This window comes from Propionigenium maris DSM 9537 (assembly GCF_027925155.1).
Classification (GTDB): Bacteria; Fusobacteriota; Fusobacteriia; order Fusobacteriales; family Fusobacteriaceae; genus Propionigenium; species Propionigenium maris.
Window position 1 is genome coordinate 1 of record NZ_BSDY01000043.1, and the last position, 17,160, is coordinate 17,160.

Annotated in this window: 13 protein-coding genes; all 13 read left to right on the forward strand. The window is 39.3% G+C overall.

From position 1 onward, the window contains the following. Positions 1-455: 455 nt before the first annotated feature. Positions 456-2,303: a replication initiator protein A gene (locus QMG11_RS19395; RefSeq protein ID WP_281838008.1), complete on the forward strand. Its 1,848-nt coding sequence runs from the start codon at positions 456-458 to the stop codon at positions 2,301-2,303. A 144-nt stretch (positions 2,304-2,447) separates the two neighbouring features. Further along, complete coding sequence (gene yaaA / locus QMG11_RS19400; protein WP_373877244.1) at positions 2,448-2,654, forward strand: S4 domain-containing protein YaaA; 207 nt, start codon at positions 2,448-2,450, stop codon at positions 2,652-2,654. Between the two features lie 15 nt (positions 2,655-2,669). Continuing rightward, the gene (gene recF, locus QMG11_RS19405; protein ID WP_281838009.1) at positions 2,670-3,767 is read left to right on the forward strand and encodes a DNA replication/repair protein RecF; all 1,098 of its coding nucleotides are present in this window, start codon (positions 2,670-2,672) and stop codon (positions 3,765-3,767) included. Then, positions 3,745-4,596, forward strand: coding sequence for a DciA family protein (locus QMG11_RS19410; RefSeq protein ID WP_281838010.1), 852 nt, complete (start codon positions 3,745-3,747; stop codon positions 4,594-4,596). Before recF ends, QMG11_RS19410 begins: the two co-directional genes overlap by 23 nt. 3 nt (positions 4,597-4,599) lie before the next feature. Then, positions 4,600-4,893: an extracellular matrix regulator RemB gene (gene remB / locus QMG11_RS19415; protein ID WP_281838011.1), complete on the forward strand. Its 294-nt coding sequence runs from the start codon at positions 4,600-4,602 to the stop codon at positions 4,891-4,893. After that, entirely contained in the window at positions 4,886-6,796 is a 1,911-nt protein-coding gene (gene gyrB, locus QMG11_RS19420) for a DNA topoisomerase (ATP-hydrolyzing) subunit B (protein WP_281838013.1), read from the forward strand. Before remB ends, gyrB begins: the two co-directional genes overlap by 8 nt. Positions 6,797-6,892: 96 nt before the next feature. Then, positions 6,893-9,676: a DNA gyrase subunit A gene (locus QMG11_RS19425; RefSeq protein WP_281838014.1), complete on the forward strand. Its 2,784-nt coding sequence runs from the start codon at positions 6,893-6,895 to the stop codon at positions 9,674-9,676. An 87-nt stretch (positions 9,677-9,763) separates the two neighbouring features. Continuing rightward, entirely contained in the window at positions 9,764-10,201 is a 438-nt protein-coding gene (locus QMG11_RS19430) for a hypothetical protein (RefSeq protein ID WP_281838016.1), read from the forward strand. Positions 10,202-10,297: 96 nt separating this feature from the next. Then, entirely contained in the window at positions 10,298-11,068 is a 771-nt protein-coding gene (locus QMG11_RS19435) for a putative universal stress family protein (protein WP_281838018.1), read from the forward strand. Between the two features lie 13 nt (positions 11,069-11,081). Next, complete coding sequence (locus QMG11_RS19440; protein ID WP_281838020.1) at positions 11,082-11,543, forward strand: metallophosphoesterase family protein; 462 nt, start codon at positions 11,082-11,084, stop codon at positions 11,541-11,543. 96 nt (positions 11,544-11,639) lie between these two features. After that, on the forward strand, positions 11,640-12,656 hold the full coding sequence (gene pheS / locus QMG11_RS19445) for a phenylalanine--tRNA ligase subunit alpha (RefSeq protein ID WP_281838022.1): 1,017 nt from the start codon (positions 11,640-11,642) through the stop codon (positions 12,654-12,656). A gap of 51 nt (positions 12,657-12,707) precedes the next feature. Further along, complete coding sequence (gene pheT, locus QMG11_RS19450; RefSeq protein WP_281838023.1) at positions 12,708-15,095, forward strand: phenylalanine--tRNA ligase subunit beta; 2,388 nt, start codon at positions 12,708-12,710, stop codon at positions 15,093-15,095. A gap of 460 nt (positions 15,096-15,555) precedes the next feature. Continuing rightward, complete coding sequence (locus QMG11_RS19455; RefSeq protein WP_281838024.1) at positions 15,556-16,764, forward strand: L-serine ammonia-lyase, iron-sulfur-dependent, subunit alpha; 1,209 nt, start codon at positions 15,556-15,558, stop codon at positions 16,762-16,764. Positions 16,765-17,160 lie beyond the last annotated feature (396 nt).

A 17,160-nucleotide genomic window follows, 5' to 3' on the forward strand; every position in this document is an offset into this window, starting at 1 on the left:
TAGTTTGAGGTATATACATTACTGGTCATATCCTTTCGAGTAGAATTTTGTGTGGTAACTCAATTATTACTCTATATTGGATATGATTTTTAATTTTTTGTGAATTACTTTTGCAACACTCTAAAATTTTATAAATAAGATCTACCAGTCTGTAAGGAATTACAATTAAAAAAGAGATCAAAGAGAGTGAAGCACTTTATTATTTTTTATTTTTGATAGTGGACATATTTTTAGATAAAAAATTATATAATAATTTCTTAGGTTAAATATCTAAGATTGATCTTCTCAAGCAATTTACAAAGGTTTATTTAAATGCTACCCTAAAAAGTGGAAAATTCCATAGTTGAGAAAATAATAAAATCTTTTTTTATTATTGAGCATATACAAAAAACATGGTATGATAGATAACCTAAAGGATTTTTTTATTTTTGATAATGGACATTTTAGGAGGAACTATGTCTGCGAAAAAAGACGATATGTTAGATAAATTCGATATAACAACCAGCGGCTCTCTCCTTGAAGACATAAAAAAAGTAGATATCAAGATGAGTGAACTTCCTGAAATAGAAGTAAGGGAAGTTGTAATAAAGGAGACGGGAAACTTTCTAAACCTCAGAGAGAATATAATAAATATTCCCATTGAGATGATAGTATTTCCATTCTTTACTCCGCAAAAGCAAAACAAGAGGGTTAACTTTCAATACTCCTTTGAAGATCTGGGAGTAACTATGTACTGTACTCTTGTGGCAAAGGATGCAAAGGATAAGGTTTTTCAGCCATCTATTTTTGAGGAAAAGATATATACATACCTTATTGCCATGTATGAGATCAAGTCCGACACCAATGACACAGATGAGTATATTGAGTTTGAAATTTCAGATTTTATAGTTAACTTCTTAGGAAACAAGATGAACAGAAACTACTACTCCAAGGTGGAGCAGGCTCTTAAGAACCTTAAGAATACAGAGTATCAGTTTGTAGTTTCAAACCACACAAAACTTGGAAAGTATAAGTTTGAGGATGAGGAGTTTAAGCTTCTTACCTACCAGAAGCTGAAAAAGGGAAAGAAGGTCTACTACAGAGTAACCCTAAATAAAAATATCCGTCTTAAGATAAAGGATAAGAGATATATCAAATATAACTCAAAGGCTCTTCTTGAGATACTGGCCAAGGATCCCATTGCCGGAAGGATATACAAGTATATAAGTAAGGTAAGATATGAAAAGGGTCAGGATGTAATAAACCTTAGAACCCTTGCAGCGATAATCCCTTTAAAGACAGAGCAGGTCACTGAAAGAAAGAATAAAAATGGTGAATCTAAGATCTATGTCTTAAGCAGAATGAAGCAGGTGTTAAAGAGGATAGAGAAGGCCTTTGATATCCTTAAGGAGCTTGGCTATATAGAGAGGTATAAGTCTGTAGAGGAGAAGAGGGAAGACACCTACTATATCCACTATAAGTTCAACCCTGAAAAGGACGGAACATGTCACATCTCTACATTTATTGAAACTAAGAAGAAGTCGCTTCCAAGTGCAGTGGTATGGGATGAGGATGCTGATAAGCAGCCTAAGAAAAGGTCTGAAACTAAGAAAAATATTGCAAGAGAGGAAATCCTTGAAGCTGAGATAGTAGAGGAACCAATGAAGAAACCCCAGGAGACCAAGAGAAGACCTAAGAGAAAGATGGAGATGAAGCATGTGGATACATATGATGATCTTTCTGAAGGGGTTGTAGAAAAGATATTTAAAGCCAAGAGAAATATCTATGTTTCAAAAGCTTGGAACAAGAGGGTTGATAATAAGATCAGAAAGATAGCAAGGGAAGACGGAGATGAACTTGCTGTTGAGATCCTAGAGAGCCTTTATAAGAGGCTTAATACAGAGATAAAATCCACTTTAGTTCAATATATTAATGGAATATTGAAAAATATGAGAAAGAAAGAGGAAGGGACACTTATAAAATCTTCCAAGCAAAACCTTACTTTATTTAGTCACGGGGCAAAGGAGAAGCCTCTCACAAGTAAGAAGAAGATAAAGAATGCAAGAAAGAATTTAAAGAAACCTACAATAAGCAGTGTAAAGGATATAATGGATTCACCAGTTCCGGCGAGACAAAAAGATCCACTGCTGGAATTTGATAAGTTTGACGATTATCAGAAGCTGAAAATAGAAGAAAAGGCTTTAAAGTTGTGTTCAGAAGGGGAAAGTATAGATGTAAACTTTCTGCTTACTCTGAAATCTAAATCAAAAACAATATATTTGAATACCATTAAGAAGTATTTGGTTCAGGCACTGGAAGACTAACTACACTCCCCCTAAATTAAGGGGGAGTTTTTTATATACATTTTGTGTATTATTATTGTCTATGTACATTTTATATAAATTGATAATTACTTATAATTATGATATCATCTAGGGGATAGAATGTGTATTTTGAAAGGAGTAAAAATGGAGACTATCAAGATAAGCAGTGAGTTTATAAAGTTAGATCAGTTTCTGAAGTGGGCTGGAGTAGCTGACAGTGGTGTCATGGCAAAACACATGGTTCTAGACGGAATTGTAAAGGTTAATGGAGAGTTAGAGGAAAGAAGAGGAAGAAAGCTTTATCCAGGAGATGTAGTAGAGGCACTGGGCCAGACTTTTAAAGTAGAGTAGGTTTGAGGTGAGAAAATGCGAATCTCAGAGATAAATTACATCAACTTCAGAAACCTAAAGGACAACAACCTGAAGTTTCACAGAAAATTTAATTTATTTTTAGGAAAAAACGGTCAGGGAAAAACAAGTATTCTGGAAGCTATATATTTTTCCGCTACAGGAAAAAGCTTTAGAACATCTAAGAATTCGGAGCTCATAAGATATGGCTTACAGAAGACAGGTGCCTTTATAGCTTATGAAGATATAGTTTCTGAGAAGAGCATCTCTGTAAAACTAGCTGGTGGAAAAAAAGAATATTCCTATAACAGGAAAAAAGTGAAATATGATGGATTTCACGGGAAGGTCAATGCTGTATCTTTTATTCCTGAAGATATAAGCCTTATAGTTGGGGCCCCGGGTATCAGGAGGTCTTTTTTTGATTATGAGATTGCCCAGTCCAACTATGATTATTTCAGCGACCTGAAAAACTATACAAAGATTTTAAAACTTAGAAATAAGTACCTCAAGGAAAAGCAGTATACCGATCCCATCTTCGAGATATATCAGGAGGAGTTCATAAGGTTGGGGGCCAGAATATTAAAGAAGAGGCTGGAGTATGTAAAGAATATCTCAATCCTCTTAAACCTCAACTACAGGAAGCTTTTTGATGAAAAAAAGGAGCTCAGCCTGAGATACAGCTGTTTTCTAGGAGAGGTGAAGAAGGCTACTCTAGAGGAGCTGGAATCAGGTATCCGGGAGAAGATAAGGAAAAACTTTTCTCGGGAGAAGAGGTATGGCTACTCAATAGTGGGACCTCAAAAGGATGATTTTCTCTTTCTTCTAAATGAGAGGGAAGCCAAGTCCTATGCATCTCAGGGGGAGAAAAAGTCCATAGTATTTTCCCTGAAACTGGCAGAGATAGATATGATAATCAAGGAGAAGAGAGATACCCCTATCTTTATAATAGATGATATTTCCTCCTACTTTGATTCCATAAGAAAGGAAAATATCCTGAACTACTTCAACCACAGGGACATTCAGTTATTTATAAGTTCAACTTCGGATCTGGGAATAAAAGCTAAAAAGTTTTTTATTGAAAAAGGTGATATCCATGATGGAGATAAAGAGTGTTAAAAATGCAATAGAAGAGGCCGTTATTAAGAGCAGAAAGCTCAAGGAATCCATACTGAAGGCTCGTTGGAGTGAGGTTGTGGGAGAGATGGCCAAAAAAAGCACCCCCCTCTATATCAGAGAGGGAATACTGTACTCCCTTGTGGAGGGTCCTGTATTTTTACAGCATATGAATATGAACAAAAATAACTACCTTCAGAGGGCCAACAAGGTCCTAAAGGGTGAGTATCTGCAGGATATGAGGTTTAAGGTTGGAAGGATAGCCCTGGAGGAGTACTTCCACGAGGACAATGTTGTGGAGGACGGAGATATTGAGGTATCCCTAACTCCAGAGGAGATGGAGGAGATCAGAAGATCCTCCGAGGAGATACCAGACCCAGAGGTGAGGGAGAGGATAATCCACCTAAAGGAGGAATCTCTGAAGAGGGAGAAGTATCTCTTAAAAAGAGGGTACAAAAAGTGTGTAGTCTGCGGAACGCCCCACGAAAGAAGCAGGGGAGATCTCTGCAGGATATGTGAAAACAAGAAAGTGAAGGATAGGGAGGAAAGGGTATTTAAGATCTTCAGTAAAGATCCCTATGCAAGCTTTGAAGAGATGGAAAAAACCATCCCTGGAATGACCAGAGATGAGTATAAAAAGTATAAAGATAAAAAGCTGGATAAGATATACAGAAGAGCTTATTTTCTTGTTGTGGACAAAAAAGAGGAAGCGGCAGTGGAGTGTCTCTACAACTATTTTAGGCTGGAAACAGGAAACAGGAATGAATATGAGATAGCTACCAAAAGCCGTAATCTGGTGTTGGTAATGAAGGAAAAGATAGCCGAGGTATAGATTATGTATATATATTTGGAAAAGAACTACTTTATTCCCTTAAAGGAGATAATATCTGTAGTTGATTATGAAAAGTTCATATCATCTCCAGAGGGAAGAGATTTTATTAATGTTAATAAGAATAAGGTAATAGACCTTTCAGAAAGAGAGGTAAAGAGCCTTATCATAACAGATAGATTTTTCTATCTTTCCTCCTATGTAGTAAGATCCTTTCAGGACAGAGGTAATGAATATAATAGGTTGAAGTACAAGGGGAAAAGAAATTTAAAAGAAACAGTGGAGGGTTGCAATGAGTAATAGTAACTATCAAGCAGAAAATATTACAGTTCTGGAAGGTTTGGAAGCTGTAAGAAAGAGACCGGGGATGTATATAGGATCCACAACGGCAAGAGGTTTACACCATCTGGTATGGGAGGTTGTAGATAACTCGGTGGATGAGGCGTTAGCCGGTTACTGTACAAAAATAGAGGTTAATATTCACAAGGAAAATGTTATAGAGGTTGTGGATAACGGAAGAGGAATTCCTGTAGATATCCACCCTAAGCACGGGAAATCAGCCCTTGAAATAGTTCATACGGTACTTCACGCTGGAGGAAAATTTGACGGAGGTAACTATAAGGTTTCTGGAGGACTTCACGGAGTTGGAGCTTCAGTAGTAAATGCCCTTTCAGAGTGGATGGATGTAACTGTTCACAAGGAGGGAAAGAAGTGGTACCAAAGTTATAAAATCGGAAAACCAGATGAGGATGTAAAGACTCTAGGAAAAACTGATAAGAGAGGAACAACAACAAGATTTAAGGCAGACGGTACAATCTTTGAAACCACTGTTTTTGACTTTGATACTCTAAAGAACAGACTTAAGGAGATGGCTTACCTTACTAAGGGGCTGGAGATCGTTCTTACAGACCTGAGAAAGGAAGAGATCGTTCAGGAGGTCTTTAAGTTTGACGGAGGTATAGTAGACTTCATCAAGGAAGTAGAGGAGGAAGCAATCAAGCTTACAAAGGAGCCTATCTACATGACTGGAGAGGTTGACGGAGTAACAGCTGAGGTTGCCCTGCTATATACAATCAAGCAGAGAGAAACAATCTATTCCTTCGTAAACAACATCAATACTCACGAGGGAGGAACTCACGTAAGTGGATTCAGAACAGCCCTTACAAGGGTAGTAAATGAAGTTGCCAAGTCCCAGGGACACCTGAAGGACAAGGACGGAAACTTCCAGGGATCCGACATCAGAGAGGGACTTACTGCAATAGTATCGGTAAAGGTTCCTGAGCCACAGTTTGAGGGACAGACAAAAACTAAGCTGGGTAACTCAGAGGTTACAGGAGTAGTTTCTACAATAGTAGGAAAGTACCTGAAGATGCACCTAGAGGACAATCCTTCAGAGTTTAAGAATGTAGTGGACAAGATAATGATGTCGAGAAAGGCAAGGGAAGCAGCTAAGAAGGCAAGGGAGCTTGTAATGAGAAAATCAGCTCTAGAGGTTGGATCACTTCCTGGTAAGCTGGCAGACTGCTCATCTAAGAAACCAGAGGAATCAGAAGTTTATATAGTAGAGGGAGATTCAGCAGGTGGATCTGCAAAGCAGGGAAGAGACAGAGCTACCCAGGCAATCCTTCCACTTAGAGGAAAGATCATAAACGTTGAGAAATCTGGACTTCACAGAGCCCTTGAGAACACAGAGATAAGATCTATGGTAACTGCCTTTGGAGCAAATATCGGAGACGATATGGATCTTGAGAAGCTGAGATACCACAAGATAATCATAATGACAGACGCCGATGTAGATGGTGCTCACATCAGAACTCTTATCCTGACATTCTTCTACAGATATATGATCGATCTAATCCACGAGGGGCACGTATACATAGCACAGCCGCCACTATTCAAGGTTTCTGTTGGAAGATCTATCCAGTACGCTTATACAGATAAGCAGCTGAAGGAGATCACAGATGATCTGGACTCTAACAACAAGAGATACACCCTTCAGAGATATAAGGGTCTGGGAGAGATGAACCCTGAGCAGCTGTGGGAGACAACAATGGATCCAGATACAAGAACCCTTCTTCAGGTAAGTATCGACGATGCAAGAGAAGCAGATATCCTGTTTGATAAACTTATGGGAGACAAGGTAGACCCTAGAAAGAAGTTTATCGAGGAGCATGCAGAGTTTGTAAAAAACCTGGATATTTAATGAGATCAGAAGATTCGGAGTTGAGGCAACCTCCTTAGCTCCGGAGACTTATCTGCATAGAGTTAACAATGAGTATCACTTTTCGGGAGGAAATAGATGTCTAATATAGAGAACAGATATATAGAAGAAGAACTGAAGGAATCCTACCTGGATTACTCCATGAGTGTAATCGTCAGCAGAGCACTTCCAGATGTAAAGGACGGGCTAAAGCCTGTACACAGAAGAATATTATACGCTATGAATGATATGGGAATGACCCACGACAAGCCATTTAAGAAGTCTGCAAGAATCGTCGGAGAAGTACTGGGTAAGTACCACCCCCACGGAGACTCGGCAGTATACAACACCATGGTAAGAATGGCTCAGGATTTCGCATACAGATATGAGCTTATCGACGGACACGGAAACTTCGGATCCATCGACGGAGATTCAGCGGCAGCAATGAGATATACGGAAGCAAGAATGGCTAAGATCTCAGGAGAACTCCTTGAGGATATAGATAAGAACACAATCGACTACAGAAAGAACTTCGATGACTCACTGGATGAGCCAGTTGTTCTTCCTGCAAAGCTTCCAAATCTTCTGCTAAACGGAGCTACAGGTATCGCAGTAGGAATGGCAACAAACATTCCTCCTCACAACCTGGGAGAACTTCTTGATGGGACCCTTGCCCTTATAGATCACAAGGTTGAGCTTAAGGAGAAGAGTGAAACTATCCTTACAACTGTAGAGGAGATGAGAAGCCTTGTTGCTGGAGAGCTTTCCCTTCCTGAAATAACAGAGGAAAATAAGGATAGAATAGAGAATATCCAGAAGATATATGCAAAGATCAAGAACATCACTCAGGAGGAGTTCACTGAGGATGAAGCTCTCAGACTGATAGCTAAAATAGAGAAGGCCTCATCTGAGCTTCTTGAGCAGAACAGGGAGCAGGATATAAACCTTGGAGTTTTTGAGGATATAAGAAATGCAGCTAAGGTAACTCTAGATAAGGTAAAGGTATTTTCATCTAAAGATCTTATCCAGTATATCCAGGGACCAGACTTCCCTACAGGGGGAATAATCGACGGTAAGAAGGGTATCTACGACGCTTATACTACTGGTAGAGGTAGAATAAGAGTCAGAGGTAAGGTTGAGATAGAGGAGCTTAAAAACGGTAAGTCAAATATTGTAATTACTGAGATACCATACCAGGTAAATAAGGCAAGACTTATTGAAAAGATAGCAGACCTAGTTAAGGAAAAGAAGATTACAGGAATAACAGACCTTAGAGATGAAACTGCAAGACAGGGAATAAGGGTTGTAATCGAGCTTAAAAAGGGAGAGGAGCCGGAGCTTTTACTTAATAAACTTTACAAGTATACGGATCTTCAAAATACCTTTGGAATCATCCTTCTGGCTCTAGTAAACAATGTACCTAAGGTACTAAACCTTAAGGAGATCCTAAACCACTACATCAACCATAGATTTGATGTAATCACAAGAAGAACTAAGTTTGAGCTTGAAAAGGCTGAAAAGAGAGCTCACATCTTAGAAGGATTCAGAATTGCTCTTGGAAACATCGACAGAGTGATAGCGACAATAAGAGGAGCCAAGGATGCTCACGAGGCAAGGGAGGAGTTAGTTCAGAACTATAACTTCTCAGAAGCTCAGGCTAAGGCTATCCTGGATATGAGATTACAGAGACTGACTGGTCTTGAAAGAGATAAGATAGAAAATGAGTATGCAGCTCTTATGGATACAATCTCTGAGCTTAAGGCTATCCTTAGCAGTGAGAGCAGAGTATACGATATAATCAAGGAGGAGTCTGTTGAGCTGAAGGAAAAGTATTCAGACGACAGAAGAACTGCCATCGAGGAATCCAGACTTGAGATCAATCCAGAGGACCTTATAAAGGATGAGAAGGTAATCGTAACCCTTACAAATAAAGGTTATGTTAAGAGAATGGATCTCAACAAGTACAAAGCTCAGAAGAGAGGCGGAAAGGGAGTATCTACACAGAATACTACAGAGGGTGACTTTGTAGAAAATATGTATGCTGCTTCTAATCTGGATACTCTGATGATCTTTACAGATGGAGGAAAGGTATACAACCTGAAGGTATATGAGATCCCAGAGTCATCTAAGCAGGCAAGAGGAAAGCTTATAACAAACCTTATCAACCTAGAAGAGGGAGAGAAGGTTAGAGCTATCATAAAGACAAGGGACTTCAGCGAAACTCACGAGGTATTCTTTGCTACAAGAGTAGGAACAGTAAAGAAGACCAACCTGAGCGAGTTCAAGAACCTTAACAGATCCGGGCTTAGAGCGATAAAGCTTAAGGAGGGAGATGACCTTATCCACGTAGGACTTATCGACTCTCCGGAAGATGAGATCTTCATCGCTACTAAGAAGGGACAGTCTATCAAGTTCCCACACGACAATGTCAGAAGTATGGGAAGAGCTACTACAGGAGTAAAGGGAATTACCCTTAAGGACGGAGACGAAGTAGTTTCAGCTGTAGTAATCAAGAGAAAGGATGTAACTATCCTGACTGTAACTGAAAACGGATATGGAAAGAGAACAAGAACAGAGGAGTATCCTCTACAGTCGAGAGCTGGTAAGGGTGTAATCAACACAAGATGCAGCAGTAAGACGGGAGAGATTGTAGCGGTAAAATCTGTAAGTGAAGATGAAGAGGTTATGGCTATCACTTCAAGCGGAGTTGTAATAAGAACTCCAGTAGAAACTATATCTCTCATCGGAAGAGCTACTCAGGGAGTAAGAGTAATGAGAGTAGAGGAAGATGAGGAGCTAGTGGCTATAATCAAGGTAAAGATGAATATGGAGGAAAGAGTTCTAGATGAAGAGAATCTAGAGGGAACTAACGAATCCAATTAACAAGGAATGGAAGGGACGAAAGTTCCTTCCATTATTTTAAATATAGAAGTAAAATAAGATTAAGCAAGGGTGTTTAGGGGGAAGGCAGTGAAAAAGATATTAATACTATTATTATTGTCCATGTACATAATAGGGTGCAGCAACATCTATGTTGGAAGGGATGAAAGGGGAAATATATTAGCAGAGGTCTATGAATCTCCAGAGAGGGTTATAGATGAATACTACAGGGCAATAAAAAGGGGAGATGAGAAGTTTTTGAATGAACTCTTTGTAGTGGACCCTCAAATTGATCTGCAGAAACCCCTACCTGAAATTCAGTATAAGATAAGGGGCAGGAGAATAATAACTGCCAATGAGGCGTGGCAGAGAAATCAGACAAGCTCTTCAAATAAGCTTCAGGAGGGGGATTTTGAAGTGGTGGTGGAGGAGATTTTAAGCAAAACTTCAGAGGAAATAACGTTTATTTTAAGAAGAATAGATAATAGATGGAAGATTTACAGTCATTCATTGGGGTATTATATCTAGCAAAAAAACATTTAAAAAATAAGCATTAGTGTGCTAAAATACCTAGAAGGTATTTAGTTTTGTAGCGTTTCTATCTAAAATCAGGATGGTGATATTATGCTAAGAAGAGTGTTGATACTTTTTGGAAATGAACTAAATACAGAGCAGCTCCTGGAAACTGGGAAGAGGCTCAAGGAAAGATACAATTGTGAGGTCAAGGGTCTCTATGTAAAAGATGTAAGAAAGCATGAGATAATACCTCCTTCAGTGGAAGGATTAGTAATCGATCCGTCCTCTAGATATATAGTAGAGGAGTGGGACAGGTTTGAAAATGAGCAGATAGAAAAGCTCAAGGAAACCCTAGCTGACTTTGCTTCAGAGGATCTAGTAATAAGAGAGGGGATCACCCCGGATACAGCTCTAGAGGAGCTCAAGGCATATGATATGCTTATAGTAGGAAAGGGCGGAAGGATCTCAGCAGATCTAAAGGAACTCCTTAAGTACCACTATAAACCTCTAATTATTGTAGGAGAAAAACCTATCGATCTGGACTGCGCACTCCTTGCCAACGATAAGAGCTTCAGAATAAATAAGAGCTTCTTCAGGTTCATGAGTATTTTTGATGATGTAACTGAGTTTGGCTCTGTTTCAGTGGGACTGGAGCAGGAAGAGGATGACAGCCTGAAGGAATACCTCAAGGGAAGCAACAAAGTGATCAGAGAGAGAGAGGTAGAGGGAGATGAGTATGAGGAGATAGAAAAAGCAGCAGAGAACTGCGGAATCCTTATAATGGGAGATCTCACCCACTCATATATCCTTGAAAAGATAACTGGTCATGCAGGAGTAAAGCTTATTGAAAATCTAAAAATTTCCATATTTATAGCATAGAAGGGAAGCAAAAATGAAGATACTGGTAGTAACAGATAGTCATGGAAACTTTCAGAATCTGCTAAATGTCTATGAAAGGGAGCAGCCTCAGATAGTGTTTTGTGCTGGAGATCATAGTACAGATGTAGAGGACCTGTCCTTTTTAAAGGAGGAAGCGGAGTATTATATAGTGAGGGGAAACTGTGACTACTATGATACAAAACATGAAGATATCCTGAAGGTGGAAGTGGAGGGAAAGAGTATTTTACTGGCCCACGGACACTACTACGGAGTAAAATCCGGTTATGACCTCATCAGGAAAGAGGGAGAAAATCAGGATGTGGACCTGGTGGTATTTGGACACACCCACATACCATACTTAGAGGAGGGAAAACCTACCCTTTTTAATCCAGGTGCCCTGAAGGACGGATTCTACGGGATAGTGGATATCCAGAGGGAAAAGATAGATATAGAATTAAGAAATTTATATGAATAAATTAGAGAAGGGTAGTGAGCCTGGTCTTGCTTCCTTCCCTTTTATTTTATAGACCTATGAAAAAAGTATTATTATATAGTATACGCAGGAGGAAAGATGAAGGACAGAATAGAGGGACTGAAAAATAGTTCAAGAGAAGCTATTTCAAATGCTAACTCTTTGAAAGAACTTGATGAGCTAAGAGTAAAGATCTTGGGAAAAAAGGGTGAGCTCACAGATATAATGAAGGGTATGAGAGACCTTTCTAAGGAGGAGAGACCTGTAATCGGTCAGCTTGCCAATGAAGTGAGAGACTTTATTACTGAAGCTCTAGAGTCTAAGATGACTGAGGTAAAGGAGAAGGAGAAGCAGGAGAAGCTTAAGGAGGAGGTTATCGATATAACTCTTCCAGGAAGAAAGGTTTCTGTAGGAAGATACCACCCAATTACTGAGACGATGGAATTCCTAAAGAATATCTTTATAGAGATGGGGTTTGACGTAGCAGAGGGTCCTGAAATTGAGAAAACTTCATACAACTTTGATGCACTAAATATACCTGAGAACCATCCTTCAAGGGATCTTCAGGATACATTCTACATGGCTGACGATGTAGTTCTTAGAACACACACATCTCCAGTACAGATAAGATATATGAAGGAGAGAAAAGCACCATTTAGAATGGTATGTCCAGGAAAGGTTTACAGAAGTGACTATGATGTATCTCACACTCCGATGTTCCACCAGATGGAGGGACTTATGGTAGGAGAGGAGATCTCATTTGCCAACCTTAAGGCTATCCTGACAGAGTTTGTTAAGAAGGTATTCGGAGATACTAATGTAAGGTTTAGACCGCACTTCTTCCCATTCACAGAACCATCAGCTGAGATGGATGTAGAATGTGTAATCTGTAAGGGTAAGGGATGCAGACTATGTAAGGACAGCGGATGGCTAGAGATCATGGGATGCGGAATGGTAGACCCAGAGGTATTAAAGGCTGTAGGTTACGATTCAAATGAGGTTACTGGATTTGCCTTTGGTATGGGTATCGAGAGAATTACAATGTTAAGACATGGAATCGATGATTTAAGAGCTTTCTTCGAAAATGATATGAGATTCCTGAGACAGTTTAAGTAAGATAGATTTCTATAGAAAAATAGATTAATTGAAAGATTATTGGAGGAAGCAATGTTAATTTCATTAGACTGGTTAAAACAATACGTAGATATTGATGAAAATATAAAGGAGCTTGAAAATACACTGACTATGATAGGTCAGGAGGTAGAGGCTATAGAGGTTCAGGGAGCACACCTTGACCACGTAGTAGTAGGTCAGGTTGTGGAGTATGGAAAGCACCCTGATTCTGAGAAGCTATCTCTTCTAAAGGTAGATGCAGGAGATGCAGAACCTCTACAGATTATCTGTGGAGCGCCTAATCACAAGGAGGGAGACAAGGTAGTAGTAGCTAAGATTGGAGCTATACTTCCTGGAGACTTCAAGATTAAAAAAGCTAAGGTAAGAGGGGTAGAGTCCTTTGGAATGCTTTGTTCAGAGGTAGAGCTGGGAATAGGAGAGGATGCAGATGGTATCATCATCCTTCCAGAGGATGCACCAGTTGGAACTGAGTACAGAAAGTATATGGGGCTAGACGACACAATCTTTGAGCTGGAGATTACTCCAAACAGACCAGACTGTCTGTCTCACGTTGGTATCGCTAGAGAGGTAGCTGCATACTATGGAAGAAAGGTAAAGTATCCTAAGTATGAGTTGGAGGAGGTAATCGAGCCTACATCTGACAATGTTACAGTAGATATCCAGGATAAGGACAGATGTAAGAGATATACTGCGAGAGTTCTTAAGAATGTAAAGGTAGGAGAGTCTCCAGAGTGGCTAAAGAAGAGGCTTAGAGCTATCGGACTTAGACCTATAAATAATATAGTAGACGTAACAAACTTTGTAATGTTTGAGTACAACCACCCTATGCACGCTTTCGACCTTCAGAAGCTTTCTGGAAACAAGATTATTATAAGAGAAGCTGAAGCTGGAGAGAAGATAGTAACGCTTGACGGTGAGGAGAGAGAGCTTAATAACAAGGAGCTTGTAATAGCTGATGAGGAAAAGGCAGTGGCTATAGCAGGAATCATGGGTGGAGAAAATACTCAGGTAGATGAAGAAACTACAGATCTTCTTCTAGAGGTAGCTTACTTTACACCGGAAAATATCAGAAAAACATCTAAAGCTTTAGGACTTTCATCTGATTCATCTTACAGATTTGAGAGAGGAATAGACAGAGACAACTCTGAAGAGGTAATCAACAGAGCTGCAAGCCTTATGAAGGAAGTTGCAGGGGGAGAGATCCTAAACGGAAACGCAGATAAGTATATTGAAAAGTTTGAGGAGAGAGAGGTAACTCTAGACCTTGGCAAGCTGAACAAGTTTGTAGGAAAGGAGATAACCCTTGAAGAGGTAGGAGAGATCCTTAGAAACCTGGGACTTGAGATAAAGACATCTGCAGGAAATATCGTAACTGTATGCCCTCCAAGTTACAGAGGAGACCTTACAAGAACAGCTGACCTATATGAGGAAGTTATCAGAATGTATGGTTTTGAGAATATAGAGGACAAGATGCCAGTTGCAAATATCGAAGCTGGTAACAAGGATGAAGAGACTATGGTTGTGGAAAACATGAAGGGAGCTCTAGTGGAGCTTGGACTTCAGGAAGTAATCAACTACAGCTTTATCCCAGTAAACGCTCTTGATAAGGTGAAGGTAGAGGCTGAGACTATCTCTATTAAAAACCCTCTAAATGAGGATATGACTGTGATGAGACCAACTCTTATCTACAGCCTTCTTTCAAATGTAAGGGACAACTTCAACAGAAACCAGTTTGATCTGAACCTGTTTGAGGTTTCCAGAACATTCACACCAGCAGAGGAGCTTGCTAATGAGGAGCTAAAGGTAGCTATCGCCCTTGCTGGAAGAGCTTCTAAGGATCTTTGGGATGCAAAACCAGAGGCATATGACTTCTACGACCTTAAGGGATATGTAGAAAACTTCCTAGGGTTAATGGGAATGAACAGATTCCAGTTAGCTAGAAGTGAGAACCCTACATTCCATCCAGGAAGATCAGCAGACATCAAGATGGGAAAAGATATTGTGGGAACATTTGGAGAGATCCACCCAGATGTAGCTGAAAACATGGGAATTAAGAAGGAAAGAGCATATGTAGCTGAGCTAGATGTAGCTAAGATTCTAAAGTACGGAAAGTCTGGAATCAAGTATGAGAGAATTGTAAAGTTCCCTGAAGTAACCAGAGACCTTGCTATCCTTGTGGATGCAGATGTACTTGTAGGAAACATGGTAGCAGATATCAAGAAATCTTCTAACATTATCGAGAACGTAGAACTATTTGATGTTTATGTTGGAGAGAGAGTAGAGGAAGGAAAGAAATCTGTAGCTGTACAGGTATCTATGAGAAAGGCAACTGGAACTCTTGAGGAGAAGGAGATTACAGGAGCAATAGAAAAGATACTAGGAACAATAAAGAAGAGATATAATGGAGAGATCAGACAGTAATTGACCCTATGCCTGCAGCTATTAAAGCTGCAGGCTTTTTTTGGAGGTAAATTTATTGGAGGAATTAAACCAGAAATCAGAAGTTTTAAGAGAGAAAAATCAGAATAAAAACTTTATAGGTGTTTCTCAAAGGGAGCTGTTTACAAATTTAATTTTTTATGGAAAAGTATGGTAGAGGAGAAAAAGTTGAAGGGATGAAATAATGATCTGACTTTTTCAGAATTTTGAATATTTCAACTGATATTTGGTTGAGTTGGGGTCTCGAAGGCTATTTTATTGATAAAATTTAAATAATAAAGTGTACTTTTTTAAAGTTTTTTGGAAAAAAAAGTAAAAAAACCATATATCAATAGACATTTTTTGACTATAATGGTATTATGTGGTACAGACTTCATTAAAATGAAAAAAAATTAAAAATATTATAAGAATATAGAGTTGAAAGACTCAATAAGGAGGAAGAATGGATTCGTTAAGAGAATTATTTAAGATTGGAAATGGACCTTCAAGTTCGCACACTATGGGACCAGAGAGAGCAGCTAAGAGATTTAAGGCAGAAAACTCAAATGCAGCAAGCTTTAAGGTAGAGCTATATGGATCACTAGCGGCAACTGGAAAGGGTCACCTTACTGACTGGATAATTATTGAGACTCTAAAACCTCTAAACACAGAAATTGTATGGATGCCTGAATTTGTACATGAGTTCCACACAAACGGAATGAAGTTCATCGCACTAGATGCAGACGGAAACGAAATAGCTGACTGGACAGTATTCTCTGTTGGTGGAGGAACTATCGTATCTGAAGGTGAGCAGAGAGGTGGAGCTAACTCAGTATACCCTCTGACAAATATGGAACAGGTAATGGAATGGTGTGGAAAGAACAGAAAGGAAATCTGGCAGTATGTAGAAGAGTGTGAAGATTCTTCGATCTGGCCATTCCTTGAGAGAATCTGGGAAGCTATGGAGCAGGCAGTAGAAACTGGTCTTTCTAAGACTGGAGTACTTCCAGGAACTATCAAGTACCCAAGAAAAGCTCAATCTTTCTACAGAAAAGCTAGAAGAGATCAGTCTAGAAACGGATTCCTAGGAAGAATATTTGCTTACACACTAGCAGTATCTGAGGAGAACGGTGGAGGAGGAAGAGTAGTAACTGCTCCAACATGTGGTGCAGCTGGAGTAATTCCAGGACTTCTTTACGCTCTAAAGGAAGAGTACAACCTAAGCAAGGAAGAGGTTCTAAAGGGGCTAGCAGTAGCAGGTCTTATTGGAAACCTAATCAAGGAAAACGCAACTATCTCAGGAGCAGAGGGTGGATGTCAGGCTGAAGTTGGAGCGGCATGTTCTATGGCAGCTGGAATGTCAGCATTCCTACTTGGTGGATCACTAGAGCAGATAGAGTACGCAGCAGAGATGGCTCTTGAGCACCACCTAGGACTTACTTGTGACCCAGTAGGTGGATATGTACAGATCCCATGTATCGAGAGAAACGCAGCAGCAGCAGTTAGAGCACTAGACTCAGCTAACTACTCTCTATATACAGATGGAAAGCATACTGTATCATTTGACCAGGTAGTAATTACTATGAAAGAAACTGGAGCAGACCTTAAGTGTGCTTATAAAGAGACATCTACAGGTGGACTTGCAAAGTTTAACTTCGACGCAGAGTGCTAATTATATAAGATTTGGAGACCCAAAGGGTCTCCTTTTTTTATGTAGATTACTCAGAAGGGTTTTAGACGCTATAACTTAATGCAATAATTTTAATATGCTTTAAAAGTTCCATAGGTTTTTGATGTCTAAAAAGATGGTAACTTTGTTTTTAATTGTGGGTTCAAACATAGAAAAGGATGGTAAAGATAAAAAAAATATAAGAAACCTTAAAAAAGTATTGACCTTTTATCGTAATAGTGATATTATATATCTTGTCCGCGAGGGAAACTGAAGCGAACGAGTCAAAGGACATTAGCAATTAAATAGAGAAGATAAGTCAGAAAGACGAAATGATTTTTTAATCAATTCGCAACCAATAATTAGGTGTATAATCACGAAAGTGATTTAAAATATATT